The 25,919-nt window shown below is 69.5% G+C and carries 20 protein-coding genes; 7 read left to right on the top strand and 13 right to left on the bottom strand.

The genetic code is table 11. The annotated features are described in order from the left end of the window. Positions 1-2 precede the first annotated feature (2 nt). The 3 genes from CLV68_RS10660 to CLV68_RS10650 all read right to left on the bottom strand — a co-directional run bounded on the left by CLV68_RS10660 (position 3) and on the right by CLV68_RS10650 (position 3,552). Complete coding sequence (locus tag CLV68_RS10660; protein ID WP_121390194.1) at positions 3-1,028, bottom strand: DUF4192 domain-containing protein; 1,026 nt, start codon at positions 1,026-1,028, stop codon at positions 3-5. A 100-nt stretch (positions 1,029-1,128) separates the two neighbouring features. Further along, positions 1,129-1,644, bottom strand: a complete 516-nt coding sequence (locus tag CLV68_RS10655) for a M23 family metallopeptidase (protein WP_121390193.1) — start codon at positions 1,642-1,644, stop codon at positions 1,129-1,131. Between the two features lie 102 nt (positions 1,645-1,746). Continuing rightward, on the bottom strand, positions 1,747-3,552 hold the full coding sequence (locus CLV68_RS10650) for a Xaa-Pro dipeptidyl-peptidase (protein WP_121390192.1): 1,806 nt from the start codon (positions 3,550-3,552) through the stop codon (positions 1,747-1,749). A 266-nt stretch (positions 3,553-3,818) separates the two neighbouring features. Here CLV68_RS10650 and add point away from each other — a divergent pair, with 266 nt between their 5' ends. After that, positions 3,819-4,829: an adenosine deaminase gene (gene add / locus CLV68_RS10645; RefSeq protein WP_246009751.1), complete on the top strand. Its 1,011-nt coding sequence runs from the start codon at positions 3,819-3,821 to the stop codon at positions 4,827-4,829. A 9-nt stretch (positions 4,830-4,838) separates the two neighbouring features. Further along, complete coding sequence (locus CLV68_RS10640) at positions 4,839-6,434, top strand: mucoidy inhibitor MuiA family protein (RefSeq protein WP_211346461.1); 1,596 nt, start codon at positions 4,839-4,841, stop codon at positions 6,432-6,434. Here the strand turns inward: CLV68_RS10640 and CLV68_RS10635 are convergent. Beyond that, positions 6,431-7,339 carry a TIGR03619 family F420-dependent LLM class oxidoreductase gene (locus tag CLV68_RS10635; protein ID WP_121391102.1) on the bottom strand — a complete coding sequence of 303 codons (909 nt, stop codon included), beginning with the start codon at positions 7,337-7,339 and terminating at the stop codon, positions 6,431-6,433. The genes CLV68_RS10640 and CLV68_RS10635 overlap by 4 nt on opposite strands. Before the next feature lie 39 nt (positions 7,340-7,378). On the opposite strand from CLV68_RS10635, the gene CLV68_RS10630 reads away from it, so the two are divergent. The 4 genes from CLV68_RS10630 to CLV68_RS10615 are packed head-to-tail and all read left to right on the top strand — an operon-like array spanning position 7,379 to position 14,328. Beyond that, a complete protein-coding gene (locus CLV68_RS10630; protein ID WP_121390191.1) occupies positions 7,379-9,394 on the top strand; it encodes a prolyl oligopeptidase family serine peptidase in 2,016 nt (671 codons plus the stop codon). 58 nt (positions 9,395-9,452) lie between these two features. Continuing rightward, positions 9,453-12,467 carry a DEAD/DEAH box helicase gene (locus CLV68_RS10625; RefSeq protein WP_121390190.1) on the top strand — a complete coding sequence of 1,005 codons (3,015 nt, stop codon included), beginning with the start codon at positions 9,453-9,455 and terminating at the stop codon, positions 12,465-12,467. Beyond that, on the top strand, positions 12,460-13,269 hold the full coding sequence (locus CLV68_RS10620) for an SWIM zinc finger family protein (protein WP_121390189.1): 810 nt from the start codon (positions 12,460-12,462) through the stop codon (positions 13,267-13,269). Before CLV68_RS10625 ends, CLV68_RS10620 begins: the two co-directional genes overlap by 8 nt. A gap of 12 nt (positions 13,270-13,281) precedes the next feature. After that, entirely contained in the window at positions 13,282-14,328 is a 1,047-nt protein-coding gene (locus CLV68_RS10615) for a DUF2293 domain-containing protein (protein ID WP_121390188.1), read from the top strand. 4 nt (positions 14,329-14,332) lie between these two features. Here the strand turns inward: CLV68_RS10615 and CLV68_RS10610 are convergent, their stop codons facing one another. From CLV68_RS10610 to CLV68_RS35045, 6 genes are all read right to left on the bottom strand, one after another. Next, entirely contained in the window at positions 14,333-15,232 is a 900-nt protein-coding gene (locus tag CLV68_RS10610; RefSeq protein WP_121390187.1) for a neutral zinc metallopeptidase, read from the bottom strand. Positions 15,233-15,307: 75 nt separating this feature from the next. After that, positions 15,308-16,231 (bottom strand): NADP-dependent oxidoreductase, encoded by a 924-nt coding sequence (locus CLV68_RS10605; protein WP_342772764.1) that lies wholly within the window; start codon positions 16,229-16,231, stop codon positions 15,308-15,310. A 159-nt stretch (positions 16,232-16,390) separates the two neighbouring features. Next, positions 16,391-17,077, bottom strand: a complete 687-nt coding sequence (locus tag CLV68_RS10600; protein WP_121390186.1) for a ferritin family protein — start codon at positions 17,075-17,077, stop codon at positions 16,391-16,393. Between the two features lie 259 nt (positions 17,078-17,336). Then, a complete protein-coding gene (locus CLV68_RS10595) occupies positions 17,337-20,138 on the bottom strand; it encodes a vitamin B12-dependent ribonucleotide reductase (RefSeq protein WP_121390185.1) in 2,802 nt (933 codons plus the stop codon). A gap of 124 nt (positions 20,139-20,262) precedes the next feature. Then, entirely contained in the window at positions 20,263-20,739 is a 477-nt protein-coding gene (gene nrdR / locus CLV68_RS10590; protein WP_121390184.1) for a transcriptional regulator NrdR, read from the bottom strand. A gap of 437 nt (positions 20,740-21,176) precedes the next feature. Beyond that, positions 21,177-21,665, bottom strand: a complete 489-nt coding sequence (locus tag CLV68_RS35045; protein WP_121390183.1) for a LysM peptidoglycan-binding domain-containing protein — start codon at positions 21,663-21,665, stop codon at positions 21,177-21,179. A gap of 309 nt (positions 21,666-21,974) precedes the next feature. Here CLV68_RS35045 and lexA point away from each other — a divergent pair, with 309 nt between their 5' ends. Beyond that, positions 21,975-22,670 (top strand): transcriptional repressor LexA, encoded by a 696-nt coding sequence (gene lexA / locus CLV68_RS10580; RefSeq protein WP_121390182.1) that lies wholly within the window; start codon positions 21,975-21,977, stop codon positions 22,668-22,670. A 1-nt stretch (position 22,671) separates the two neighbouring features. Here lexA and CLV68_RS10575 read toward each other — a convergent pair whose 3' ends face one another. From CLV68_RS10575 to CLV68_RS10565, 3 genes are all read right to left on the bottom strand, one after another. Beyond that, a complete protein-coding gene (locus CLV68_RS10575; RefSeq protein WP_170224195.1) occupies positions 22,672-23,718 on the bottom strand; it encodes a hypothetical protein in 1,047 nt (348 codons plus the stop codon). A 116-nt stretch (positions 23,719-23,834) separates the two neighbouring features. After that, on the bottom strand, positions 23,835-25,280 hold the full coding sequence (gene hflX, locus CLV68_RS10570; RefSeq protein WP_425454828.1) for a GTPase HflX: 1,446 nt from the start codon (positions 25,278-25,280) through the stop codon (positions 23,835-23,837). Positions 25,281-25,377: 97 nt separating this feature from the next. Further along, positions 25,378-25,848, bottom strand: a complete 471-nt coding sequence (locus CLV68_RS10565) for an ArsR/SmtB family transcription factor (protein ID WP_246009858.1) — start codon at positions 25,846-25,848, stop codon at positions 25,378-25,380. Positions 25,849-25,919 lie beyond the last annotated feature (71 nt).

Raw genomic sequence — 25,919 nt, 5'->3', positions numbered from 1 at the left:
GATCAGCCGAAGCCGGCGCGGGTGGGCGTGGTCCTTGCCTCGGCGATCAGCGCGCGGAGGTCGTCGGGTGGGATGCCGTGGTGGGCGGCGGAGTCCAAGAGGGCGGCGAGGCTGTGCCGTGGGTTGGCGGCCAGTGCGACGGTGAGGGCGACCCTGGCGTAGACGCCGTCGCCGCGCAGGTAGTTGCTGACCGCCAAGTGGACGGCGGGTTCCGCTCGTTCAGGTGCGGGCAAGGCGCGGGTCAGCCTGGTCCACAGGCGCGCGGCGGCGCGGTCTCGGGCACCCAGGGCGATGGACAGGCACGCCTCGCGGACGTGCGGGTCGGACAAGGCGACCGCCAGTCGGGCGAGTGTGCTGTCGTCGAGCTCGGGATCGGTCGGCGCCGGGCCGGTCGCGTGTGGACGAACGCCGGGCGGCCGGATCGCGAACCGCTCGACGGTGCCGTGGACCAGGGCCAGTTTCTCGGCCGTGGTCGACTCGTCCGCGGTCGCGATCGCGTCGATGAGGGACGCCCTGCGGTCCAGGTCGGCCTCGGGGTCGGCGGCGAGGGTGTCTGCCATGTCCTCGCGCGAGGAGTAGACGACGACGCCGTGCAGGGTGAACTGGGCGGCGACCGCGGAGCTGTCCGGGTCGGCGACCGTGCCGGACAGCTCCGGGCTGGTGTAGGACAGCCACGGCCTGCCCGCCTCGACCGCCCTGGTCCAGAACGCGTGCTCGACGGACACCCCGACATCGGCGAGTGCCGTGGTCACCGCCGCGACGAAGGGTTTGTGCGGCAGCGGTTCCTCGCCGCCGCCCACCACGACGAGCAGGGCGACGGCGACCTGGTGGCCGGTGATGATCTCGGCGAGGTGCCCGGCCATCGGCACCCGCCCCCGCGGACCGGGCAGGTCGACCCGGACGACCGGGCCGACCTCCCCGCTGTCCCGGATGGTCAGCGCGACCAGGGACTCGGTCGGCGCGAAGCCGATGAGGTACGGGAGCGCGGCGATGATCTGGTCGGTGTGGCGCAGCGTGGTTGTCGTCATGGGACCACTGTGCGCGGCTGGGCAGCCGGGCGGCAGAGGTCAGTTCTCGACGGTGGACAACTCGGGGCCATGTGGACAACTCGGCCGCGGCGCCGGTGGATCAGCAGGTGTTGCGGCTGGTGTAGGCGCGGGTTCCCCAGTACAGGGCCTGGGTCCCGTTGAACACGGCCTTCTGCGGGGAACCGTTGAGCGTCTGCTCGAAGTGCAGGTGCGGCCCGGTGGACCCGCCGGTGCTCCCGACGTTGCCGATCAACTGGCCCCGCGAGACGCTCTGCCCGACAGTGACGCGCTGCGCCGACAGGTGCGCGTACCGGCTGCGCCAACCGGAACCGTGGTCGATCTCGATCCACCGGCCGTAGCTGACGCTACCTTCGTTGTCCACTCGCGACACGCGACCGGCGGCCGCGGCAACTACGGCGTCGCCGTCGTCGTTGGCGCGGTTGAAGTCCACCGCGTTGGCGGGGCTGTGGTTGGTGCGGGTCTGCCCGTCCCACACCTGCCCGCACGGGAACGGGAGTTGGAACGCGGGCGCCGCCGAGGCGACTCCCCCGCCGAACACGAGGAGAGCCGCCGCGACGGCGGTCGTGCTTGCCAGAGCGACCGAGGACCGGATCATTCGCCACCTCCACTGGGGAACGTCGCGAACGATCCGACCACGGTCCTCACCGCGGGAGGAACACCCACGAACCCCTAGAGGATCGTGTCAACACCCCACACGTCAGCCGACGGCGGTCTTGAGCGCCTCCAGGCCACCGACGACCGGCAGGGTCAGGTTGCTGCCCTTGAGGTCGACGGAGAAGCCCGCACCCGGTGCCGGGCGCAGGGTGTAGTCGTTGTCGCTGGAGAGCACCACCAGGCCGAACTGGTGCCCGGCGGGCAGCACGTAGTCGTCCGGCACCAGGTCGACGCGCAGGTCGTAGGACTTGCCCGGCTGGATCGTCTCGGTGCGGCTGATGTTCTTGCGGTTCTGCGGGTCGGTCCAGCCGCGGGTGACGACGGTGGACTTGCCGTCAGGACCGCGGTCGACCAACAGCGCGGTCACGTTGGCAGCGGGCCGGGTGAAGGACAGCCGCAGGTAGACCTCACCCTTGCCGCTGAAGCGCAGCGGGGTGCTCGAAGGACGGCTCAGGTAGACCAACCGGTTGGGCGAGGTGGGCGCGTTGGCCAGGGTCTCCGCGAGCTTGCTGGCGTCGTCAGTCAGCGACTCGACCACGCGGCGGTCCGGCCGCCAGATGGTCAACGCGCCGGAGGTAGCGCCACCGGCGCCCGGGTAGAGGGTGGCGAGGGACGCGGCGGGCGCGGGCCACTCGGCCTCTTCGACCCAGGTCTTGTCCTCGCGCTGGATGGTCAGCCTAGGGCCGTCCTGGGCCCCGTTGTCGATGCCGTACAGGTAGTGCGAGAACCACTTGTTCAGCGTGATCAGCCACGGGTCGCGGCGCAGACTGTAGGGGTCGGCGTGCCCGGACTGGTGCAGCCAGATCTTGTGCTCGACGCCCTGCTTCTTGATGGCCTCGTAGAACTGGGCCACGTGCGTCATCTTCACGTTCCAGTCATTGAGGCCGTGCACGGCGAGCACCGACGCGCGGACCTTGCGCACGTCGTTGAGGTAGTTGCGCTCGTCCCAGAAGTTGCTGTAGTCGCCGGTGACGCGGTCCTGCTCGACGGTGAGGTCGTTGATGACCGACGCGCACGCGGTGCGGTCCGCGCGGGTGTGGACGTACTTGGCGAGCACGTCGAGGTCCTCGCCCTGGAAGGTCCCGGGGGCCACGACAGCGCCATCGGCGCGGTAATAGTCGTACCAGCTGGAGATGGCGGCGATCGGCACGATCGTCTCCAGGCCCTGCACACCGGTAGTGGCAACCGCGTTGGGGAGGGTGCCGTTGTAAGACACGCCCATCATGCCGACCTTGCCGGTGGTCCAACCGGCGGTGACACGGGTACCCGCAGAGTCTTGCGCCGGTGCACGGCCGTTGAGCCAGTCGATGACCGAGCGCGCGCCGATGGTCTCGTTACGGCCGCCGCTCGTGGGGCAACCGGTGGACAGGCCAGAGCCGAGGGATTCCGCGTACACGACCGCGAAACCACGTGCGGTGAAGTACTGCTCGTACCGCCAGGTGATAGCCGGGTTCGGGCCGTCGAGGGAAGCGCTTGCCACCTTCGGACCAGGACGGTTGTCGGGGACGTTGAGCTCGACGTCGACGTTGTGGTTGTCGACGGGGTTACCGCCCGCGTAGTACGGGCTCGCTTGGTACACAACGGGGACGCGGAGCCCCTGCTCGGTCGCCCTCGGCCGGACGACCTCCACGTGCACCAGGTCGTCCTTGCCGTCGTTGTCGCTGTCGACCGGCGCGGAGACCCACAGGGACTCGCGCACGACGTCGGTGGGGCTGAACACGGGCTGCGCCTGACCGTCGACGAAAACGGGGGCGGGTGGTTCCGGCTCGGCAGCGGCCGGGGACACGACGAGCGGCACGGCCAACAGGGCGGTGAGCGCACCAGCGACGGCGGATCTCGCACGTCTCATAGGGGTTCTCCAGATCTTCGGCAGGGGACCTGCCCGCACCCTTGCCCGCCGCGGAGCGGGTGTCAAGGGCCTTCCGCTCCGTCTACAAGGGATGGTCGTCTTGACGCCCCACAGCCGCTGGGCCAGACTCGGGGCGTGTCCGTGATCCTCGGCTGGTTGGTGCCGCTCCCGCTCTACGGGGAAGATCACGAGCGCGGCGACCTCGCCTGGTGATGCGCGCGTGTTGTGCCCCCGCGTACCCCATCCCACATTCCGAGAGGTCACCCGTGCACGCCTACATCCACGCCCTGCCCAAGGTCGAACTGCACCTACACCTGGTCGGTTCGGCCCCACTGGACTCGGTTCTCGAACTCGCCCGCCGCCACCCGGATGGCGGTGTCCCCACCGATCGCGACGACCTGGTGCGGTACTACGAGTTCACCGACTTCACTCACTTCATCACCGTCTACGGCAAGGTCTCGCGCCTAGTCCGTACTGGCGCGGATATCACTACCTTGCTTGTTGGCATCGCCCGCGATCTCGCTGCCTCTAACGCGCACTACGCAGAGGTGACCATCACCGCGTTCGACCACCTCAACAACGGCATGGACCCAGCGGAGTTGTCAGACGCGTTGGCCGACGGGCGTAAGAGGGCGCTCGCGGAACATGGCGTCGTCCTGGCCTGGATCTTCGACATCCCGGCAGGTCTGGAGCGCGCCGAGGACGAGAGGACAGTCGACTGGGTCCTCGCGCACATGCCGGAAGGCACCGTTGCCTTTGGGGTGGGCGGTCAAGAGGCCGGTATGCCGCGCGCGTCGTTCCGCCGGTCATTCGACCGGGCACGGGAGGCGGGCCTGCACTCGGTGCCACACGCGGGTGAGACCGTAGGGCCGGAGGAGATCTGGGCCGCGGTCCGGGAACTCGGCGCCGAACGCATCGGTCATGGGGTGAGCGCGGTTCAAGACCGGGACCTCTTGCGCCATCTGGCCCACGAGGGCATTCCGTTGGAGGTGTGCCCGACGTCGAACCTCCGCACGCGCGCCGTGGTCGACATCAAGCAGCACCCGTTGCCGCTACTGCTGGAGGCAGGTGTACCGGTCACGTTGGCGACGGATGACCCCGGCATGTTCCACACGCACCTCGACCGCGAGTACCTGCTCTGCCACGAGCACCTCGGCCTTGGCCGGGGAGAGCTGGCCGACATCGCTCGAACCGGGGTGCGGTCCGCGTTCTGCGGCCCCGAGCTCAAGGCCGATCTCCTCGCCAGGATCGATGCCGTCGAGCGCTCCGGTGAGTAGCCTCGCGGCGTGACCATTCGAGTTGACGCAGGCATCACCGCCGTGACCGTCTATCCGGGACAGGCGCGGATCACCCGTAGCGGCGAGGTAGCGCTAAGCGCGGGCGAGCACCGCGTCACCATCGGTGGGCTACCGCAGTACCTGCACGCGGACTCCATTCGCGTGGCGGGCATCGGACGCGCGACGGTGCTCGGCGTCGACGTGCGCACAGAGCACCACCATCGCACCCAGGACGCCCCGCTCGGCGAGCTCGAGGAGCGCAGGGACACCCTCCACGCGGCGCTGCAGGAGTTGGGTGACCGCGGCAGCGTGCTGGACGCGCGGGCCGAGCTGATCACGACGCTGGGCAGGCGCGCGGGCAGCACCTTCGCGCAGGCGCTGGCCAAGGACGAGACCGACCCGGCTCGGGTGGCCCAGGTGGGCGACGCGCTGGCCGAGCAGCTGGCGGAGGTGTACGCGCGGCGGCGCGAGCTGATCGACTCCGTGCGCACCACCCAGGCCGAGCTGGACGAGGTCGAGCGGCGGATCGCCGGGCGCCAAGGTCAGCGGCTGCCGGACACGACCGCGATCGAGGTCGAGCTGGCGGTGGCGGCGGACGGCGATGTGGAGCTGGAGGTCTCCTACCTCGTCGACTCGGCGAACTGGGAGTCCCGCTACGACGTGCGCCTCGTCGGCACGAAGCTGACGCTGACCTGGTACGGGCTGGTCACGCAGCACACCGGCGAGGACTGGCCGGAGTGCGACCTGCGGCTGTCCACGGCCCGGCCCGCGACCAGCGTGGACGTGCCCGAGCTGGCGCCCTGGTACCTCGACGTCCTACGACCTGTCCCGCAGGCGAGTCGGAAGAGCGTGTCTGCCGGCGAGGGCCACGACATGCAGCGAGGGTTCGGCATGGCGGGCGGGGCCGCGATGCCTGCCGCGGCGGCTCCGGGGGGCTACTCACCGCCGCCACCGATCGCTGAGTCTTACGCGAGCGTGGAGCACGGCGAGGCGGCGACCGTCTACCGCCCATCACGCCTGGTAGCCGTACCTTCGGACAGTAGCGCTCACCGCACGACTGTCGCGACCGTCGAGCTGTCCGCGGAGCTCGACCACGTCACGGTCCCGCTGGTCGGCACAGAGGCTTACCTGCGGGCGACCGCGACCAACACCTCCGAACACACAATCCGGCCCGGCCGGGCGTCGATCTTCCATGACGCGGAGTTCGTCGGGGTGACCAACCTGGCCGCGTGGGCACCGGGCGAGGAGGTCGAGCTGACCCTCGGCATCGACGACCGCGTCCGCGTCGAGCGAGACCTGGTCAAGCGCTCGGCCTCCAAGGCGGTGCTGGGCGGCACCCGTCGCCAAGAGGCGACCTGGCAGATCAAGGTGAGCAACTTCGGGCCGCGACCGGCGCGGATCACCGTGGTCGACCAGGTGCCGGTGTCACGCAGCGAGTCGGTCGTCGTGCGCGACCTGGTCCTCAAGCCGCAGCCGACAGAGCAAACCGATATCGGCGAGGTCACCTGGAAGCTCACGGTGCCGCCCTCGGAGACAGGCGAGATCACCATCGGCTTCCGGGTGGACGTGGCCAAGGACGTCACCCTCACCGGCTGGCGCGATTAGGCGTCGATCGGGGCGAAGGCGGTCAGGACCGACTCGGCGTGCGCCATCGACGCCGCCGGGTCGGCCTCCGGGGTACCGATGGCCGGGTCGAAGTTCAGGTCGACGAACAGCTCGGTGATCCCCTGCTCCGCCAGGCCCCCGATGTCGTCCTTGATCTTCTCCACACTGCCCGTCAGCGGACGTTCGCCCTGGTCGGGGCGCATGAGCACGACACCGCGGCAGACCATCCGCAGCCGGTCGGGGTCGCGTCCGGCCGCCTCGGCCGCGGCGCGCACGACCCGGACCGACTCGCCGATCGTGGCCAGGTCGGCCCGGCTGCTGCTGATCCACCCGTCGGCCAGCCTGCCCGCGCGGCGCAGTGCGGCCTCGGCGGCGCCGCCGAGCAGGATCGGCGGTCCTCCGGCCTGGGCAGGCTTGGGGTCTGTCCGGCTCGCGGGCACCCGATAGTGGGGTCCTTCGTGGTCGACGACCTCTTCGGTCCAGAGGCGGCGCAGCAGCGAGATGTACTCGTCTGCCCTCTTGCCCCGACCAGCCAAGTCAGCACCAACAGCTGCGAACTCCTCGGCGGACCACCCGATACCCAAACCGGCGTCGACACGCCCACCGGAGAGCAGGTCGAGCGTGGCCAACTGCTTGGCTAGGAGAGACGGAGCGAAGAACGGCATGTTGAGCACGGCGACACCGAGTCGCACTCGACTGGTCCTGGCCGCCACGTAGGACAACGCGGCGATGGGGTCCAACACGCTGCGGTAGGCGTCGCCCCAACTGTCGTCAGGCGGAGACAAGAGCCGCTGCATCGTCCACAAGGACCGATAGCCCAACTCCTCCGCCCGGGTCGCTACTCGCACGAGGTTGTCGACAGTGGCCCACGAGCCCGACACGGGCAAGGCGAATCCCAGCTCCACGACCCCCACGCTAGCCCACCCGCCGGCAGACTGGCGCCCATGACCGACGACGCCGACCCCTACCTCTGGCTCGAAGACGTCACCGGCGAGACGGCCCTCGACTGGGTCCGGGACCGGAACGCCGAGACCACCGCCGTGCTCACCGACGGGGAGCGGTTCGAGACGACCAAGGCGAGACTGCTGGAGGTGCTCGACGCCGACGACCGCATCCCGTACCCGCGGCGGCGTGGGGCCTACCTCTACAACTTCTGGCAGGACGCCGCCCACCCGCGTGGGTTGTGGCGACGGACGACTCTTGAGCAGTACCGCAGCGCGACGCCGGAGTGGACGGTGCTGCTCGACGTCGACGCGCTCGGTGAGGCCGAGGGCGAGAACTGGGTGTGGAACAGCGCGTCGGTGCTCAAGCCCGATTACAACCTGGCGCTGGTAGAGCTGTCACGCGGTGGTGCGGATGCCACGGTTGTGCGCGAGTTCGACCTCCGGACCGGCGAGTTCGTCGCGGACGGGTTCACCCTCCCCGAGGCGAAGACCAGGGTCAGTTGGATCGATGAGGACACCGTCTACGTCGGTACCGACTTCGGCGAAGGCTCGCTGACCACGTCCGGCTACGCGCGTGTCGTCAAGAGGTGGCGTAGGGGCACTCCGCTGGAGACAGCGGAGACGGTCTTCGAAGGCAAGCCCGAGGACGTGACCGTCTACGCGTACCGCGATCAGACGCCAGGCTTCGAGCGCGACCTCGTGGGCCGCTTCCCGGACTTCTTCACCTCGGAGGAGTACCTGGTCACCGCGGACGGCGACCTCGCCAAGATCGAGGTGCCGGACGACGCGGGCGTCGACGTGCACCGCGAGTGGCTGCTGATCACCCTGCGCTCGGACTGGACCGTGGGCGGTTCCACCTACCTGACCGGTTCGCTGCTGGCCGCCGACTTCGAGACCTTCATGACCGGTGAGCGCGACCTGACCGTCCTGTTCGTCCCGGACGAGCACACCTCGCTCAGCGGCACCGCGTGGACGAAGAACCACCTGATCCTCGTGGAGCTCTCCGACGTCAAGACGCGTCTAGAGGTGCTGACGCCGGGTCAAGGCGAGTGGAGCCGGGCAGAGCTACCCGGCGCGCCCGAGGTGGGGTCCGCGGATGTCATCGACACCGATCCCGACGAGAGCGACGAGTACCTGCTCAACGTGAGCGGCTACCTGCAGCCCGCGACGCTCTTGCGCGGTGAGGTCGGTGGCGGGTTGGAGACGCTGCGGCAGGCGCCCGCGTTCTTCGACGCCGACGGGCTGAGCGTCGAGCAGCACTTCGCGACCTCCGACGACGGCACCAAGGTGCCGTACTTCGTCGTGAGCGGCACGGACACGAGCGGTCCCACCTTGCTCTACGGCTACGGCGGATTCGAGGTGTCCCTTACCCCGAGCTACAGCGGTGGCCTTGGCCGTGGCTGGTTGGAGCACGGCGGCACCTACGTCGTGGCCAACATCCGCGGCGGCGGCGAGTACGGCCCCGCGTGGCACCGGGCTGCACTGCGGGAGAACCGACCACGTGCCTACGAGGACTTCGCGGCAGTAGCGAGGGATCTAGTCGCAAGAGGGATCACCACGCCTGAGCGGCTGGGCATGCAGGGTGGCAGCAACGGCGGCCTCTTGGCCGGTGTGATGCTGACCCGCTACCCGGAACTGTTCGGCGCCGTAGTGAGCCAGGTCCCGTTGCTGGACCTCCAGCGCTACCACCTGCTGCTCGCGGGCGCGTCGTGGATGGCCGAGTGGGGCGACCCGGACGATCCCGCCGACTGGTCCTACCTGAAGACATTCTCCCCGTACCACAACGTCCACAGTGGAACGAAGTACCCGCCGGTCTTCTTCGTGACCTCGACCAGGGATGACCGCGTGCACCCCGGTCACGCGCGGAAGATGGCCGCCCGCATGATCGAACTGGGACACGCGCCGCGGTACTACGAGAACATCGAGGGCGGGCACGGCGCGGCGGCGGACAACTCGCAGCGCGCGTTCATGTCGGCGATCGTCTACGAGTTCCTGCTGCGCACCCTGGCCGGATAGCCGCACTAGCCCACCGGCCCCAGCGGGATCGTCGGTCCCGCTGGGTAGTGTCTACCGGGTGTTGGCGCTGCACTGCCTCGTTACGGTCGCCGGAGAGGTAGCGCTCTGGGCGGAGGACTCAGCCCTGCCCGCGCGCAGGCCGGGCAGGGCTGCCAAAGGGGTCGCCGATCACCCCTTCGCGGTACCCGCGCGTGCACTGTCCTCGCTGGTGGTGGGCGTGTCGGACGAGGTGCCGGTACTGCTGCCGTCGTACCCGTCCGGCCCCTGCGCCTCCCCCGAACTGGTGCTCGACCCGTTGGCCAAGCGGGTCACACCGCGCGGGGAGGTGCGGCTGCACCCGTGGCGGGTACCGGTGGCGAGGATGTCACCGGCTGTGTTCGCCCGGCACGGCGTGCCCCGGCTCGGGGACGTGCGCACCGGCACCAGCGTGCGGTTCATGGCGACCGTGGTGGCCTTCGCCGAGGACCTGGTCGGCCGGGGTCGGGTGCTGCCGACGGTGGTGGCCGAGGAGGACGGCTTGGTCGCCCGCTGGCGCCCCGCGCTGTCGGGCACGGACTCGGCCAGGTACGCCCGACTGCGCGACGCGGTGCCGCCGGTGTTGCGGGCCGCGCAGGTCGACGGGCTGACGGGCAGGCGGGCCGAGGACGTCTTGCGGCCGGTGCTGGACGCGTTCGTGGACTCGGTGGCCCGGTCACGGCTGGCCGGGACCCGGCTCGGCCCGTCTGGCACGAGCACGTCGGCGGGCCGGGCGCTGCTGGCGGCGCTGACCGGTGATCCGCTGCTCGACGTCCCCCCGGAGCAGGCCGCGCGCTTGGCCGACAGCCTGCGCGTGTGGCGGTCCGCGGTCGAGTTCGATGGACCTGTCCGCGCCTGTTTCCGGCTACGAGCACCTGAGGAGGATTCCCCTACCCTGGGTTGGACGCTGGAACTGCTGCTGCGGGCGGTGGACGACCCGAGCGTCCTAGTACCGGCCACGCACGTATGGCAAGGCGACGGCGGGGCGATCCTGCGGCGCTGGGTGACGCGACCGGACGAGTTGCTCTTGGCGGAACTGGGTCGGGCCGCACGCCTGTTCCCGGATCTGGACGGTTGTCTGCGTGAGCACGCGCCTGCCGGGCTGAGTCTGGACACCGAAGGCGCTTACCGGTTCCTCACTAGTGCCGCCGCGCTTGACCAAGCCGGTTTCGGCGTCTTGCTGCCGTCAGGCTGGAGTGTGTCATCCGGTGTTGGGCTTCGGCTGACTACTACGAGTCGGGGCACAGCAGGAACAGTGAGCCGCAACTCGGTTCTGGGTAAGAACGAGTTGGTCGACTACCGCTGGGATCTGGCGCTAGGAGATCAGACACTCACCGAGCAGGAACTGATCGATCTAGCGGCAGCGAAGGTACCTCTAGTCCGGATACGCGGCCGTTGGGTGCAGGTCGACCAGCGCGGTTTGGCCGAGGGGCTGGCGTTCCTGGAGCGCACCAGAACCGGGCAGATGACCGTCGGCGAAGTGCTCGATCTCGCCGGTATGCCGCCGGAGGAAGAGGGGCTGCCGGTACCGGTTGTCGGCGTGAGCGGCTCAGGTTGGTTGGCGGACTTGCTATCCGGCGCCGTTGAGGCGCACTTGGAGCCGGTCGAGACCCCGGAGGGTTTCACCGCCGAGTTGCGGCCGTACCAGCGTCGAGGCGTTGCCTGGCTGGCGTTCCTCGACCGGGTCGGCCTGGGTGCGTGCCTTGCCGATGACATGGGTCTGGGCAAAACGGTCCAACTCTTGGCGCTAGAGGCAACGACACGAGCGAAGGGCAAGAGACCTCCGACGCTCTTGGTCTGCCCGATGTCGCTTGTCGGTAACTGGCAGAGGGAGACCGAACGGTTCGCACCAGGTCTACGCGTGCACATCCACCACGGCGCGGACAGGCTCGTTGGCATAGACCTGGCTGATGCCGTCGGTGAGGCAGACCTGGTTCTCACCACCTACGCCATCGCCTCCCGTGACGCACCGCTGCTGGCGACGCTGCCGTGGGATCGGATCGTGCTCGACGAGGCCCAGAACATCAAGAACAGCGCCTCTAGGCAGTCCCAGGCGATGCGGTCGCTCCCCGCGCGGCACCGGGTGGCCCTAACCGGCACGCCGGTGGAGAACCGGCTCGCGGAACTCTGGTCGGTCATGGACTTCACCAACCCCGGGCTGCTCGGCCCACTGTCGCGCTTCCGGGCCAGGTTCGCGGTCCCGGTCGAGCGGCACGGCGACGAGGAGGCCGCCGCGCGACTGCGCCGCATCACCGCGCCGTTCGTGCTGCGCAGGGTCAAGACCGACCCGGCGATCGTCGACGACCTGCCGGACAAGCTGGAGATGCGCCAGCTGTGCACGCTCACCACCGAGCAGGCGTCGCTCTACCGCGCGGTGGTCGACGACATGCTCGCCAAGGTCGACGAGGCCGACGGCGTGCAGCGCAAGGGCCTCGTGCTGGCCACGATGACCAAGCTCAAGCAGGTGTGCAACCACCCGGCGCACTTCCTCGGCGACGGGTCGCGGGTGGCGGGTCGCTCCGGCAAGCTCGCCCGGCTCGAGGAGACCCTGGAGCAGGTGCTCGCCGAGGGGGAACGGGCGCTGTGCTTCACCCAGTTCACCGAGTTCGGCGCGATGCTGGTGCCCTACCTGGCGGCCCGGTTCGACACGGAGGTGCTGTTCCTGCACGGCGGCACGTCCCGCGCCCAGCGCGACGCCATGGTCCGCCGGTTCCAGTCCGGGTCGGGCCCGTCGATCTTCCTGCTCTCGCTCAAGGCGGGCGGCACCGGGCTGACGCTGACCGAGGCCAACCACGTGATCCACCTGGACCGCTGGTGGAACCCGGCGGTGGAGGACCAGGCGACCGACCGGGCGTTCCGGATCGGGCAGCGCAAGGACGTGCAGGTGCGCAAGTTCGTCTGCCTCGGCACGCTCGAGGAGAAGATCGACACGATGATCGAGGCCAAGCGCGCGTTGTCGAAGCTCGTGGTGGGGACCGGTGAGAGCTGGTTGACCGAGCTGTCGACCACCGAGCTGCGCGAGCTGGTAACCCTGTCGTCGGAGGCCGTCGGTGCCTGACGACGAGTGGTGGCGGGACAAGTCGACCAAGGCGATCCCGGTCGAAGACGGCATTAGGGCCAGCACCCAGCGCGGTGACATCGGGCGGACGTGGTGGTCTCGCCGATTCATCGAGTCGCTAGAGGCTCTAGGGCTAGGTGGGCGTTTCGAGCGCGGTAGGCGCTACGCGCGTGCTGGCCAGGTGCTGAGCATGTCGTTGTCCACGAGCATCGTCATGGCACAGGTTCAGGGATCGCGACAAGAGCCCTACCGAGTGCGGATCGGGATCAAGGCGTTCACCGAACCCGAGTGGTATGAGGTGGAGAAAGCGCTTGCGGGACAAGCGTTGTTCCGCGCTAAGCTGCTCGCAGGTGAGCTACCGCAAGACATCGAGGACGTGTTCGCGCGCGCGGGGCTGCGATTGTTCCCCGATAGCGCAAGAGAGCTGTCGATGGACTGCTCGTGCCCAGACTGGGAAGTACCGTGCAAGCACCTAGCCGCGATCTGCTACCTACTGGCGGAATCCTTCGACGCGGACCCCTTCGAGATCCTTGCCTGGCGTGGACGCGGGAGACAGCAACTGCTGGACGGGTTGCGCGGCTCCCTCTTGCAGCCAGAGACGCCGCACGAGGACGCGCTCGTTGACGTACTCGACGACTTCTGGGGATCACCAGTGACGGTGCCCGCAGTGGCCTCGGTCCGCGCAGCGCCGGACGCGGTGTTGGACCAACTTGGCCCGTTACCGCTGACGGTCGGCGGACGCCCTCTGGTGGAATGGTTGCGGCCCGCGTACCGAGCGCTGGCCGACACGGACGAGCAGTGAGCGGAGGCTGAGGTGAGCGGACGGCTGGACCGCAGGGTGACGGCCGTGGCGGAAGACCTGCTCAAGCGCAAGAAGGTGGTCGCACCGCTGGCGGTCCTCTCCGAGCTGGGGTGGCTGGGCAGCCGGTCGGTGCAGTCGTGGGAGCTGGGGCAGGAACCGCACCTGGACACCCTCGCCGCCGTGGGGCCCGAGCGCCTGGTCGAGGCGATGACCTACCTGCACGAGTGGGCCGCAGGGCTCGGCCTGCTCAAGTCCGAAGTGGACTACGTGGCGGCGACCCGGGACCGGCGGGTGCTGCGGTTCAGCCACTCCGGTGACGCCGGGGTCGAGCAGGCGTTCCGCACCCAGTGGGCCGACCCGGCACTGCCACCCGCCCGCCTGGCGAAGGTGGTGCAACGGCAGGCGAAGGCGCCGGACCTCGTCGTGATCAACCCGGACAAGCGCTGGCACTGCTCGCAGTGCGGCGAGACCGGCGACTTCCACTTCGTCGAGGACGACAAGCCGCTGTGCCTGGACTGCGCCGACATGGACCACCTGGTGTTCCTGCCCGCCGGGGACGCCGCGCTGACCAGGCGCGCCCGCAAGGCCAGCGGGCTGGCCGCGGTGGTGGTGCGGTGGAGCAAGTCGCGCAAGCGCTTCGACCGGCGCGGGCTGCTGGTCGAGCGGGCCGCGCTGGACACGGCCGAGGAGCAGTGCCTGGCCGACGAGGACCTGCGGGAACGCCGCAAGGCCCGCGACCGGGGCCGTCGGGCGGCCCAGGACCTGGTGTTCCAGGCCGCGTTCGCCGAGCGGATCCGGGACCTGTTCCCCGGTCTCGCCACCGACCGCGCCCAGGGGATCGCCGAGCACGCGGGCACCCGCAGCAGCGGTCGGGTCGGCCGGTCGGCGGCGGGCCAGGCACTCGACGAGCACGCGGTGACGCTGGCCGTGGTCGCTGCCATCCGGCACGAGGAAACCGACTACGACGCGATGCTGATGGCGGGAGTCCCCAGGGCTACCGCACGCGAACGAATCCGCGAGGACATCGACCGCGTGCTCAACCTGTGGCGGCAGGGCTAACGGACTACTCGACGTCGACCGATTCGGCGGACCAGGTGTCACAGGAGGCCGTAGTGCCGCCTGCGGTTCCGCGCTTCGCCCAGGCCAACTGGTTTCGTCGCGAGCCGTGGGTCTCGGAACTGAGGGTGTCACCGAAGCTGTCGGCCGCCTCGTCGACGAAGTCCGACGTCAACGCGCCACCGCGCCTGGCCGCGTCGAGGAACAGGCCGCCGAGGCAGTTGGCCTGCAACTCGGTGCGCCGGGAGATCTCCAGCGCCTCGTGCTCCGCCGCGGTGTCCTCCCGCAGCGCCGAGGCGGACAGGATGCCGGTCAACGCCTGCACGTGGTGGCCGTACTCGTGGGCGAGGACCGCGAGGTGGTACGGCGCGGAGTCGCCGGCCGACCGCATCAGCCGCTCCCTGGGCATGTAGATGGTCCGGTCGCGGTTGCAGTAGAAGGCCAGCGCCTCGTCCTCGGTGGGGGTCACCCCGCACCGGGCTTTCGGGACGTCGGCGATCGACAGCTTCGGTGAGACCACCGGCTTGCCGATCGCGCGGAGCACCGGCGTCCAGGCACGGTCCAGACACACCAGACCTTCGCGGTAGAAAGCCTCCAACTGAGCCGCGGTAGTGCCAAGAGGCGGCATCGCGCACTGTGCCGCTGCCACCTCTCGTCCCGGCACGAGCAGAGAGTTCTTGGCGATGTCGACCGGTGTATCGGCGTCAGACAGCTCTGACTGCTCGCCCACCGCGTAAGGGGTTCCCTCGATCACCCTGGGTGCACCGTAGCCGCGCATGGCGGCGAACCAGAACATGCCCATGATGAACGTGCCCAGGACACCCAGGATCACCAACGGCAAGTCGCGCCGGGAAACCCTGCTGCTGCCCACCGGGGCGTAGTCGTACCGCGGTTCGTTCCCGATCACTTGTCCCCCAGGTCAGCGACACAGCACCGGAACGACTCCCCCGAGCCCCGCGCGCGTGACGTCAGCATAGAGCCGCTAGGGGATGACAAGCACCACCCTTCCCCTGCCGTGACCAGTCTCTACCTCGCGATGAGCGTGCGAAGCCGCGGCGAGCGGGTAGCGCGACCGCACGTGAGCGCGCAGCAACCCGCGGTCATAGAGGTCGACCAAACCGGCCAGCCGCGCGGCCGACCGGGTCCCGGTCACCCGCCGCACCCCGAACTCCGCGTACCGGTCCCACACCACCAGGGTGACGACGCGGTCCGGGTCGACACCCAGCTCGATCGACGCGGTGAGGGCGTCGATCCCGGCCCCGTCCAACGCCGCGTCGACACCCCGTGGGGCGACCGCGCGGACCCGCTCCACCAGGCCGTCGCCGTACTCGACCGGGATGGCGCCGAGTTCCCGCAGGTAGTCGTGGTTGGCGAGGCTGGCCGTCGCGATCACCGTCGCCCCGCGCAACCGGGCCAGCTGGATCGCCATCGTGCCCACCGCCCCCGCGCCCGCGTGCACCAGCAGCGTCTCGCCCACACGGACCCCCAGGTCCTCGATGGCCATCGATGCCGTCTGCGCGCCTGCGGTGAACGACCCGGCGACGGCCCACGGCATGCTCTCGGGCTTCGCCACGAGGTTCGCCGCGGGAGCGATCCGGTACTGGGCGTAGCTGCCGTAGACGGCGAACCCCAGCACCTCGTCGCCGACCGAGACCGAGTCGACGCCAGCGCCAACGGCGTCGACCACCCCGGCGTACTCGTTGCCGATGACCTGCGGCAGCACCGCCTGCCCGGCGGGCGGCCCCACCCCCCGGCGGACCGCGACGTCGAACGGCTGCACCCCAGCCGCGTGCAACCGCAGCCGCACCTCACCCGGTCCCGGCTCTGGCAGCGGGAGGGTGATCAGGCGCAGCACCTCGGGGGCACCGAACTGGGTGACCGCCACCGCGGTCATCGTCTTGGTCATGGGACCAGCATCGAACCTCGACCAATGTCGAAGTCAAGGGTGACGGGGCTCACCGGCCAGGAGGTCGGCGAACTCCACCTGTCCCTCCGCGCGCGCCGGTGCCAGGTGGTGTCCGGCACGGTAGGCGGCGAAGGTACGACTCCTTTCGAGCCTCACTGATCACCTCACGCGAAGACCGTCCAGTTCGTAAACAGCCACCGGCGACGTGGCCGCTGCGAACTCGGCCAATGCCTCCCGCACGAACCCACGCCGGGCGACACCGAGTACCCGCAGCGCCGACCCGTGGTCCACCGCCACGACGAGCACAGCACCGAGGAACAACACCCGCCACGCGACCCGGCTGACCCCCGACACCCGCCCGAGCCGATGCAGGTGAAACGGCACATGCCTGCGCTCATCGGCCAACAACCGCGCGGCAACCTCCCCCGCGAGCCGATCCCCGACCCCGTCGCGCAACACCCGGTAGTACGCGAGCGCCACCACCTCCGCGATGGTGAGGACCATCAGCTCCAACCTGAGCCCCAGCGCCCTACGCAACCAAACGAAGACAACATCACTCCAGTGCGACTGGATAGTGGACGCCCCAGCAGCCTCTAGCAACCGCGCCAACATACGAGCGTGGTTCTGCTCCTCCGCAACAAACAGAGCAACCGCCGCGCCATAGGGGCCGTCCCCCGCCTTCTCAACCAGGTTCGCCCCATCCCCATCTTCACCTACCTGAAACCGTTGCACACTACGGACGACAGCAGGGTCCAACTCCGCCCCATCCCCCCACTCCGGCTCCTGCCGCAACATCCGCCGAGCAGCCTCTTCCGTGAACTCTTCCAACCACTCCTCATCCGTCATACCCCCGACAATGCCTTGGCGGACAACGAATCGAAGAGATCTTCACCAGTCCCACACCAACTCCGGCGCACGCCCACACCCCTGACCCCAAAGCACCACAGCCAAGCTGCACGGGAAAGACCACCATCTGCGCCGGAGCCTCATCGTGGCCGCCGAGATCATCACCTACCAGCAGTTGCTGGACCGCACGGAGCACGGCAGGCGAACAGCACTCAGGGGAGTCCACCCGACCGGGTGAACTCCCCTGAGTGACGGTGGATCAGCTGCAGCCGGAGGTGGAGCCGCAGCCCTCGCAGACGTAGCAGGAGCCCGCAGGGCGCATCTTGGTGCCGCAGGTCATGCAGAGCGGGGCGTCGGCGGCCTTGCCGAGGTGCAGTTCCAGCAGTTCGGTCGAGCTGTGGGCCTCGACCGGCGCCTCGACGGCGGTGCGGGGGCTGGACTCGACCGAGGAGCGCATGCCCTCGAGGTCCACCTCGGACGGTCCGCTGTAGTCGGCGGCCACCTGGGCGGAGCGTTCGTCGGCGGTGAAGACGCCGAGTTGGGCGCGCTTGTCGTAGGGCAGGTGGTCGAGGGCGAGCCTGCGGAACAGGTAGTCCAAGACGCTGGTCGCGATGCGCACGTCCGGGTCGTCGGTCATGCCCGCGGGCTCGAAGCGCAGGTTCTGGAACTTGGAGACGTAGAACTCCAGCGGGATGCCGTACTGCAGGCCGACCGAGATCGACATGGAGAACGCGTCCATCACGCCCGCGAGCGTCGAGCCCTGCTTGCCCAGCTTGACGAAGATCTCGCCGAGGCCGTCGTCAGGGTAAGAGCCCGCGTGCAGGTAACCCTCGGCGCCGCCGACGGTGAAGGACACGGTCTGCGAGGGGCGCTTCTTGGGCAGGCGCTTGCGGACCGGGCGGTACTCGACGACCGTCTCAGGCTCGGCCTTGGCGCTGGCCTTGGCACCCTTGCCCGCCGACAGCGGCTGGCCGACCTTGCAGTTGTCGCGGTAGATCGCCAGCGCCTTGAGGCCCAGCTTCCAGCCCTGGAAGTAGATCTCCTCGACGTCGGCGACGGTGGCCGCCTCCGGCATGTTGACCGTCTTGGAGATGGCACCGGAGATGAACGGCTGCACCGCGGCCATCATCCGCACGTGGCCCATGGGCGCGATCGAACGCTCGCCCATCGCGCAGTCGAACACCTCGTAGTGCTCGGGGCGCAGACCGGGGGCGTCCACGACGTGGCCGTGTTCGCCGATGTACTCGACGATCGCCTCGACCTGCTCGGCCTGGTAGCCCAGCGAGGTCAGCGCGCGCGGCACGGTCTGGTTGACGATCTGCATGGAGCCGCCGCCGACCAGCTTCTTGAACTTGACCAGGGCGAGGTCGGGCTCGATGCCGGTGGTGTCGCAGTCCATCATCAGGCCGATGGTGCCGGTCGGGGCGAGCACGCTGGCCTGGGCGTTGCGCCAGCCGTTGCGCGCGCCGATCGCCAGCGCCGCCTGCCACTCGCGCGTCGCGACCTTCTGCACCGCGGCGTCGTTGGCGTGGTAGGTGCGGACCAGGTCGTTGGCGGCGGCGTGCTTGCGCATGACCCGCTGGTGCGCCTCGGCGTTGCGGGCGTAGCCCTCGTAGGCGCCGACGATGCCCGCGAGCTCGGCGGAGCGGCGGTAGGCGGTGCCGGTCATCAGCGAGGTGATGGCCGCGGCCAGCGTCCGGCCGCCCTCGGAGTCGTAGGCGTGGCCGGTGGCCATCAGCAGTGCGCCGATGTTGGCGTAGCCGATGCCCAGCTGGCGGAACTTGCGGGTGGTGTCGCCGATCGGCTCGGTCGGGAAGTCGGCGAAGCAGATCGAGATGTCCATCGCGGTGATGACCAGTTCGACGGCCTTGACGAAGGTCTCGGCGTTGAACGTGCCGTCGTCGGCGAGGAACTTCATCAGGTTGAGCGAGGCCAGGTTGCAGCTGGAGTTGTCCAGGTGCATGTACTCGCTGCACGGGTTCGACGCGGTGATCCGGCCGGACTCCGGGCAGGTGTGCCAGGCGTTGATCGTGTCGTCGTACTGGATGCCGGGGTCGGCGCACTCCCAGGCGGCCTTGGCGAGCTTGCCGAACAGGCCCTTGGCGTCGACCCGCTCGATGACCTCGCCGGTGGTGCGCGAGCGCAGGCCGAACTGGCCCGCGGACTCGAACGCGTGCATGAACTCGTCGGACACGCGCACCGAGTTGTTGGCGTTCTGGTACTGCACCGAGGCGATGTCGGAGCCGCCGAGGTCCATGTCGAAGCCCGCGTCGCGCAGGACGCGGATCTTCTTCTCCTCGCGGGCCTTGGTCTCGATGAACTCCTCCACGTCGGGGTGGTCGACGTCGAGCACGACCATCTTCGCCGCGCGGCGGGTAGCGCCACCGGACTTGATGGTGCCCGCGGACGCGTCGGCGCCGCGCATGAACGACACCGGGCCGGACGCGGTGCCGCCGGAGGACAGCAGCTCCTTGGAGGAGCGGATGCGGGAGAGGTTGAGGCCCGCCCCCGAGCCGCCCTTGAAGATCAGGCCCTCTTCCTTGTACCAGTTGAGGATCGAGTCCATCGTGTCGTCGACGGCGAGGATGAAGCAGGCGCTGACCTGCTGCGGGGAGCTGGTGCCGACGTTGAACCAGACCGGGGAGTTGAAGCTGAACACCTGGTGCAGCAGCATCCAGGTCAGCTCGTGCTCGAAGATGACCGCGTCGGCGTCGGTGGCGAAGTAGCCGTGCTCGACCCCACCGGCCACGTAGGACCGGACCACCCGGTCGATGAGCTGGCGCAGGGAGCTCTCGCGGACCGCGGTGCCCACCGCGCCGCGGAAGTACTTGCTGGTGACGATGTTGGTCGCGTTGACCGACCAGGAGTCGGGGAACTCGACGCCGCGCTGCTCGAAGTTCACCGAGCCGTCGCGCCAGTTGGTCATCACCACGTCGCGGTGCTCCCAGGTGACCTCGTCGTAGGGGTGCACCCCCTCGGTGGTGTAGACGCGCTCCACCCGCAGCCCCCGCCGCGGTGCGCCCGCGACCTGGTCAACCGCGGTCTCGACGGTCTCGGTCATGACCGGTCCCTCTCCCTCGTCCAATACGCCGTGTGCTGCCGTGGCCACGTCCGGGCTCCCCGTCCGATGCGGCCGTAGTCCTGGTCGACGCTCCCCGCCCCGGGGTCGTCTGCTCCTGTGCCGCCTACTGCTCATGCTCGTGCGCCGTCCCCTTGGCGATGGCGGCCCGCAGGTCGGCGATCTCCCGTTCGAAGTCCTCCACCGAGGAGAAGGACCGGTACACGCTGGCGAACCGCAGGTAGGCGACTCCGTCGAGCTCGCGCAGCGGTCCGAGGATGGCCAGCCCCACCTCGTGGCTGGGGACCTCGGCGCTGCCGCTGGCCCGGATGGCGTCCTCGACCTTCTGCGCCAGCTGCTGAAGCTGGTCCTCGTCGACCGGCCTGCCCTGGCAGGCGCGCCGCACGCCGCGCACCACCTTGTCGCGACTGAACGGCTCGGTGACCCCGGACCGCTTGACCACGGCGAGGATCGCCTCCTCGACGGTGGTGAACCGGCGGCTGCACTGCGCGCAGGAGCGCCTGCGGCGGATCACCTGCCCGTCGTCGACCTCCCGCGAGTCCACGACCCGCGAGTCGGAGTTCCGACAGAACGGACAGCGCATGACCTCTCCCGCACTCCCCGCGTGTCCACTCCTCCGGCGGAGCGCGACCGGACACGCATGGTGATCGAACTGTGGATAACGCGTGGATGGTCGGTGGATAACCCACCCCAACCTGTGGACTAACTACAGCTGTGTAACCACTAGATATTGGGGTCGACCGTATGCTCTGACCCTACATGGGCGCAACTCAGACACGCCGACGGGCTTCGACAAAGGCTTGACGACCACGCTGCGCTGTCACCGGGGCACCCTGCGGTTGCGTCGACCGGGTGAAGGGCGCAGGTCACCCGTCCGCAGGAATGGGACACCGGCTGTCAGGCTCATGGCGGTGCGATCCCCAGCGGCGGGCACGGGTAAACCCGGCGGAACCCGGCACGGGGCGGATCTCACCCGGCCGAGTGATCATGAACACGTGCGGACCACCGGCGGGAACGGGGTCAGCGCGAGACGGGGACGGTCAGCGGCTGTCCGGGCCGGACGGTGGCGTCGTCGAGGCCGTTGAGCTCGCGGATGCGTTCGACCACGGCGGTCGTGTCGCTGTCCGGGGCCATCTTGGCGGCCACATCGGACAGTGACTCACCGGCGGCGACGCGGACCACAGTGGTCGTTGACGGCACCTCAGACTGCACGGCCACCGAGTTCGCGAGCGCGCCGACGCCATAGACCAAGGCGGCGACAAGAGCCGCGAGGCCGAGAACGACGAGCAGCGACATCGGGGCGCGCCGCGGGCCGCAGTCGGGCGCGGCGACCACATGTGGCGCGCCAACGGGACGCCGCCGGGTGGGTGGTCGCAGCCTGCCCTTGCCGACCGACCGACCGGGTGCGGGCACCCGCACCGGCAAGCCGTGCACCAGGGTCAACCTGGGCTTACCCGCCCTGGACCCCGTCTCGATCTCCACCGTCGTCGATGTCGCCAGTGCCGCCATCGCCTACCTCCCGCCGAACCGCGTTCGAACTGCCGTTCGATCGAACGCCCGTGCGAGTGTCTACCACCTGGCACCGACAAAATCGAGACCCGCCCGGCGTGTCGCTCGAACAGGTGTTTGATCTGCGCAGGTCGGCGGGCTAACGTCGATGTCGGAGAAGATCGAAGTCCGCTCCACGGTCATGACGAGGACAAACTCGGGGTAGCGCCGGCCCGCCGGTGGTAGCCGCAGGGAGGCAGCGCAGTGTCAGGCACGAGTGGTCGCAAGCCAGCGGGGGCGCAGAAGAGGAAGCCCGCGACGGGGGACAACGTGCGCAGCTTCCCGGCCGCCCACGCGCGGGTCGACGCGGCCGAGCTGCCGCAGCGCCAGCGCCAGGTCCTCGAGGTGATCCGGTCCTGGGTCCAGCGCAACGGCTACCCGCCGAGCGTGCGCGAGATCGGCGAGGCGGTCGGCCTGACCTCGACCTCGTCGGTGGCCTACCAGCTGCGCGCGCTGGAGGAGAAGGGCTACCTGCGGCGCGACCCGAACCGCCCGCGCGCGATCGGGGTGCTCGCCGCCGACGCCTCCGCGGCGCAACTGCGCGGCGAGCAGGTCAGCCCGGTGCTCATCGAGCAGTCCGAGGCCGGTCCCACCCCGACCTACGTCCCGGTGGTCGGCCGGATCGCCGCCGGTGGGCCGATCCTGGCCGAGCAGGCCATCGAGGACGTGTTCCCGCTGCCGAAGGAGATCGTCGGCGACGGCGCGCTGTTCATGCTGAAGGTGGCGGGCGACTCGATGATCGACGCCGCGATCGCCGACGACGACTGGGTCGTGGTGCGCCAGCAGCCGACCGCGGACAACGGCGACATCGTGGCCGCCATGATCGACGGCGAGGCCACCGTCAAGACGTTCAAGCGCCGCGACGGGCACGTGTGGCTGCTGCCGCACAACGACGCCTACGAGCCCATCCCCGGCGACGAGGCGACGATCCTGGGCAAGGTCGTCGCGGTGCTGCGCAGGCTCTGATTCAGGACCGCTTGGCGGCCCTGCGGTGCATGAGGAACAGCGTGCCGCCGATCGCGACCGCGGCGATGCCGAGCGCGGGCACGGTCGACATGCCGTTGCCGTCGGTGGACGTGCCCGTCGCGGTAGGGCCTGCCTCGCCGCTGGTGCCGGTCGGGGGCGCGGCCTCGGTGGTGAGCAGTGCGGCGGCGCCCTTGACCACGCGGATGGGTGAACCCACGCCCTCCGAGCCGGACACCAGCGTGCCGTCCGGTTCGAGGGCGATCGCCTCGCCCTGCTTCTCGTCGGGCAGTGGGACGCGCACGCCCTTGCGTTTGAGCGCGGCCATGATGTCGCCGTCCGGGGCCGGGTAGAGGTAGGCGTCGGTGTAGGTGCGCAGCACCACGACCGTGCCGTCGGCGCTGACGGTCCCGCCGGTCACGACCATCGAGCCGATCGCCGGGTTGACCGGGCCGCCCTTGGTGTCGGTGCTGCTGATCTGCACCTCTCCCACCCGTTCGAGTGGAGTTGGGCCGGGGGAGGCCAGTTTTCCGCTCGGGCGGTACACCTCGGACACGCCGAACGGGCTCTTGGTCACCAGGTACGGCGTGCCGTTCTTGTCGAGCAGCAGCGTTTCTGTGTCGTGTGGACCGTCCGGATAGGTCAGACGGTGCAAGGTTGTCTTACCAGCGGGCGTTAGCTCGATCAGCGCCACGGTCTCGCGCTTCTTCTCGTTGTCACCTGTGTCCGCGAGCCAGAAGGTGCCGTCCGCCGCGCGGGCCATGTCCTCGACGTCGAACGGGTCCGTGGGGCCGTTGATGACCTTCTGGACCTTGCAGTCATGCCCCAGGACGAAGACAGTCGACTTGGTGCCACCATCGTTCACGGCGTACCAACGCTCGCCATCCGTCGCTAGCCCTGACAGCTCGCTGAGTCTCTTGTCCGACTGGACGCACGCGTCGGTGGGTGTCTGCGGTTGCGCTGACGCCACCGTTGCCCCCATCACGCTCAACCACACGACCAATGCCGCGGTCGCCAACCCCCGCACCCAGCCACCTCCCCTGTTCCCCATCCACCGTAGTCATGTCACGGCTATAGAGACGCAGACGCGCGTGGATGGCACAGCGTTCACACGAAGGGCTCCCGGTGAGACGCCTGTCTCCCCGGGAGCCCTGTGCTCCGTGCTTGTCAGACCGTGGTGCGCGCGTACGCCTCCAGCACGCCCGCGAGGTCGGGCTTGACCTTCGCGTGCAGCTGGGTACCAGCGCCCGTGTGCTCCTCGGAGATGATCTCGCCCTCCCGGTGCACCCGGGCCACGAGCTCGCCACGCGAGTACGGCACCAGCACGTCGACCTCCTGCTCCGGGCGGGGCAGCAGCTCGGCGACCCGCTCGCGCAGCTCGTCCATGCCGGTCCCGGCGTGCGCGGAGACGAACACCGCCCCCGGCAGCAGGTGCCGCAGCCTGGCCAGGCCGAACTCCGTGGCGGCGTCGACCTTGTTGACCACGACCAGCTCCGGCGGCATCGCCCTGCCGCGCCGGTCGCCGATCTCGTGCAGGACCTCGCGCACGGCGTTGACCTGCCACTCCGGCATCGGGTCCGCCCCGTCGACCACGTGCAGCACGAGGTCGGCGTCGGCCACCTCGTCCAGCGTCGAGCGGAACGCCTCGACCAGCTGGTGCGGCAGGTGCCGCACGAAACCGACCGTGTCGGTCAGCGTGAACGTGTGCCCCTCTGGCGTCTGCGTGCGCCTGGTGGTGGCGTCGAGGGTCGCGAACAGCGAGTCCTCCACCAGCACACCCGCCCCGGTGAGGGCGTTGAGCAGGCTGGACTTGCCCGCGTTGGTGTACCCGGCGATGGCGACGCTGGGGATCTCGTTGGCGGTGCGCTGGCCGCGCTTGGTGTCGCGGACCGTGGCCATCGCCGTGATCTCCTTGCGCAGCTTGGAGATCTTCGCGCGGATGCGCCTGCGGTCGGTCTCCAGCTTCGTCTCACCGGGACCACGCAGACCCACACCGCCGTTGGCGCCACCGGCTCGACCACCGGCCTGCCGGGACAGCGTCTGACCCCACCCGCGCAGGCGCGGCAGCAGGTACTGCAGCTGTGCCAGCTCGACCTGGGACTTGCCCTCCCTGGACCTGGCGTGCTGGGCGAAGATGTCCAGGATCAGGGCGGTGCGGTCGATGACCTTGACCTTGAGCCTGGCCTCCAGCTGCTGCAACTGCGACGGAGAGAGCTCACCGTCGCAGATAACGGTGTCGGCGCCGGTAGCGCGAACGACCTCAGCCAGCTCCAGGACCTTGCCCGAGCCCACGTAGGTAGCCGGGTCCGGTCGGTCGCGGCGCTGGACGAGGCCCTCCAGGACCTCGGAGCCCGCGGTCTCGGCCAACCTGGCCAGCTCGGCCAGCGAGGCGTCCGACTCCAGCGCGGTGCCCTCGGTCCAGACCCCGACAAGCACGACGCGCTCCAGGCGCAGCTGCCGGTACTCGACCTCGGTGATGTCCTGCAGTTCGGTCGAGAGCCCGGCGACCCGCCGCAGCGACGACCGCTCCTCGAGTTCGAGTTCACCCAGGGAGAGGTCAGCCGGGTCGGACAACGCGCCGTCGAATCCGTGCTGAGTGCTTTCCTCTGTCACCTGGTGAACCCATCCTTCGTTCTGATGCGAAATACGGCACCCCTCCGGTGTCGTGGTGTCCCTATGGTCGCACGGTGCAGCGGCGGATTCGACCCACTTATTCCCCCGGATACCACGCGACGTAGATGGCGGTGCGTTCGGCCCCCGCTTTCAGCGGGCGGTTCTGGTACTCGTCGAGCAGGGAACCCAGCCGCCGCATGAACTCCGACTTGTCGTCCTCGTCGACCTGCACGACCAACCTGGTCTGGTGGAGTTCACCCAGGTCGGTACCGGCGACCTCGGCCAGGTACGCCTGCAGCATCGCCTCGGTGAGGTCGACCCGCTCCTCGTTGTCGTAGCGCAGGCTCCAGGACAACCCGGTCGAGACGTAGGGGATCTCCTTGGCGCCGCGGTTGCCGCGCCTGGCGGGCTGCGGCTCCAGGAAACCGGCCGTGACCAGCTTGCGGACGTGGTGCAGCGTGGTCGCCGGGTCCTTGTCGAGCCGCTCGGCGATCTCCTTGTTCGTCAGCGGGCGCTGGTAGGTCAGCCGGATAATCCGCAGCCGGACGGCCGAGCCGAGCGCCTCCAGTTCGACGGGGCTGGCGGCGCGGCGCGGTGGTCGCGGGTCGTCACTCACCCGACCAGGGTACGGCGCACCGA

The sequence above is a fragment of the Actinokineospora cianjurensis genome, assembly GCF_003663795.1.
GTDB lineage: Bacteria > Actinomycetota > Actinomycetes > Mycobacteriales > Pseudonocardiaceae > Actinokineospora > Actinokineospora terrae.
Note: the sequence above shows the minus strand (reverse complement) of the source record. Positions and strands in the feature narration are given on the sequence as shown.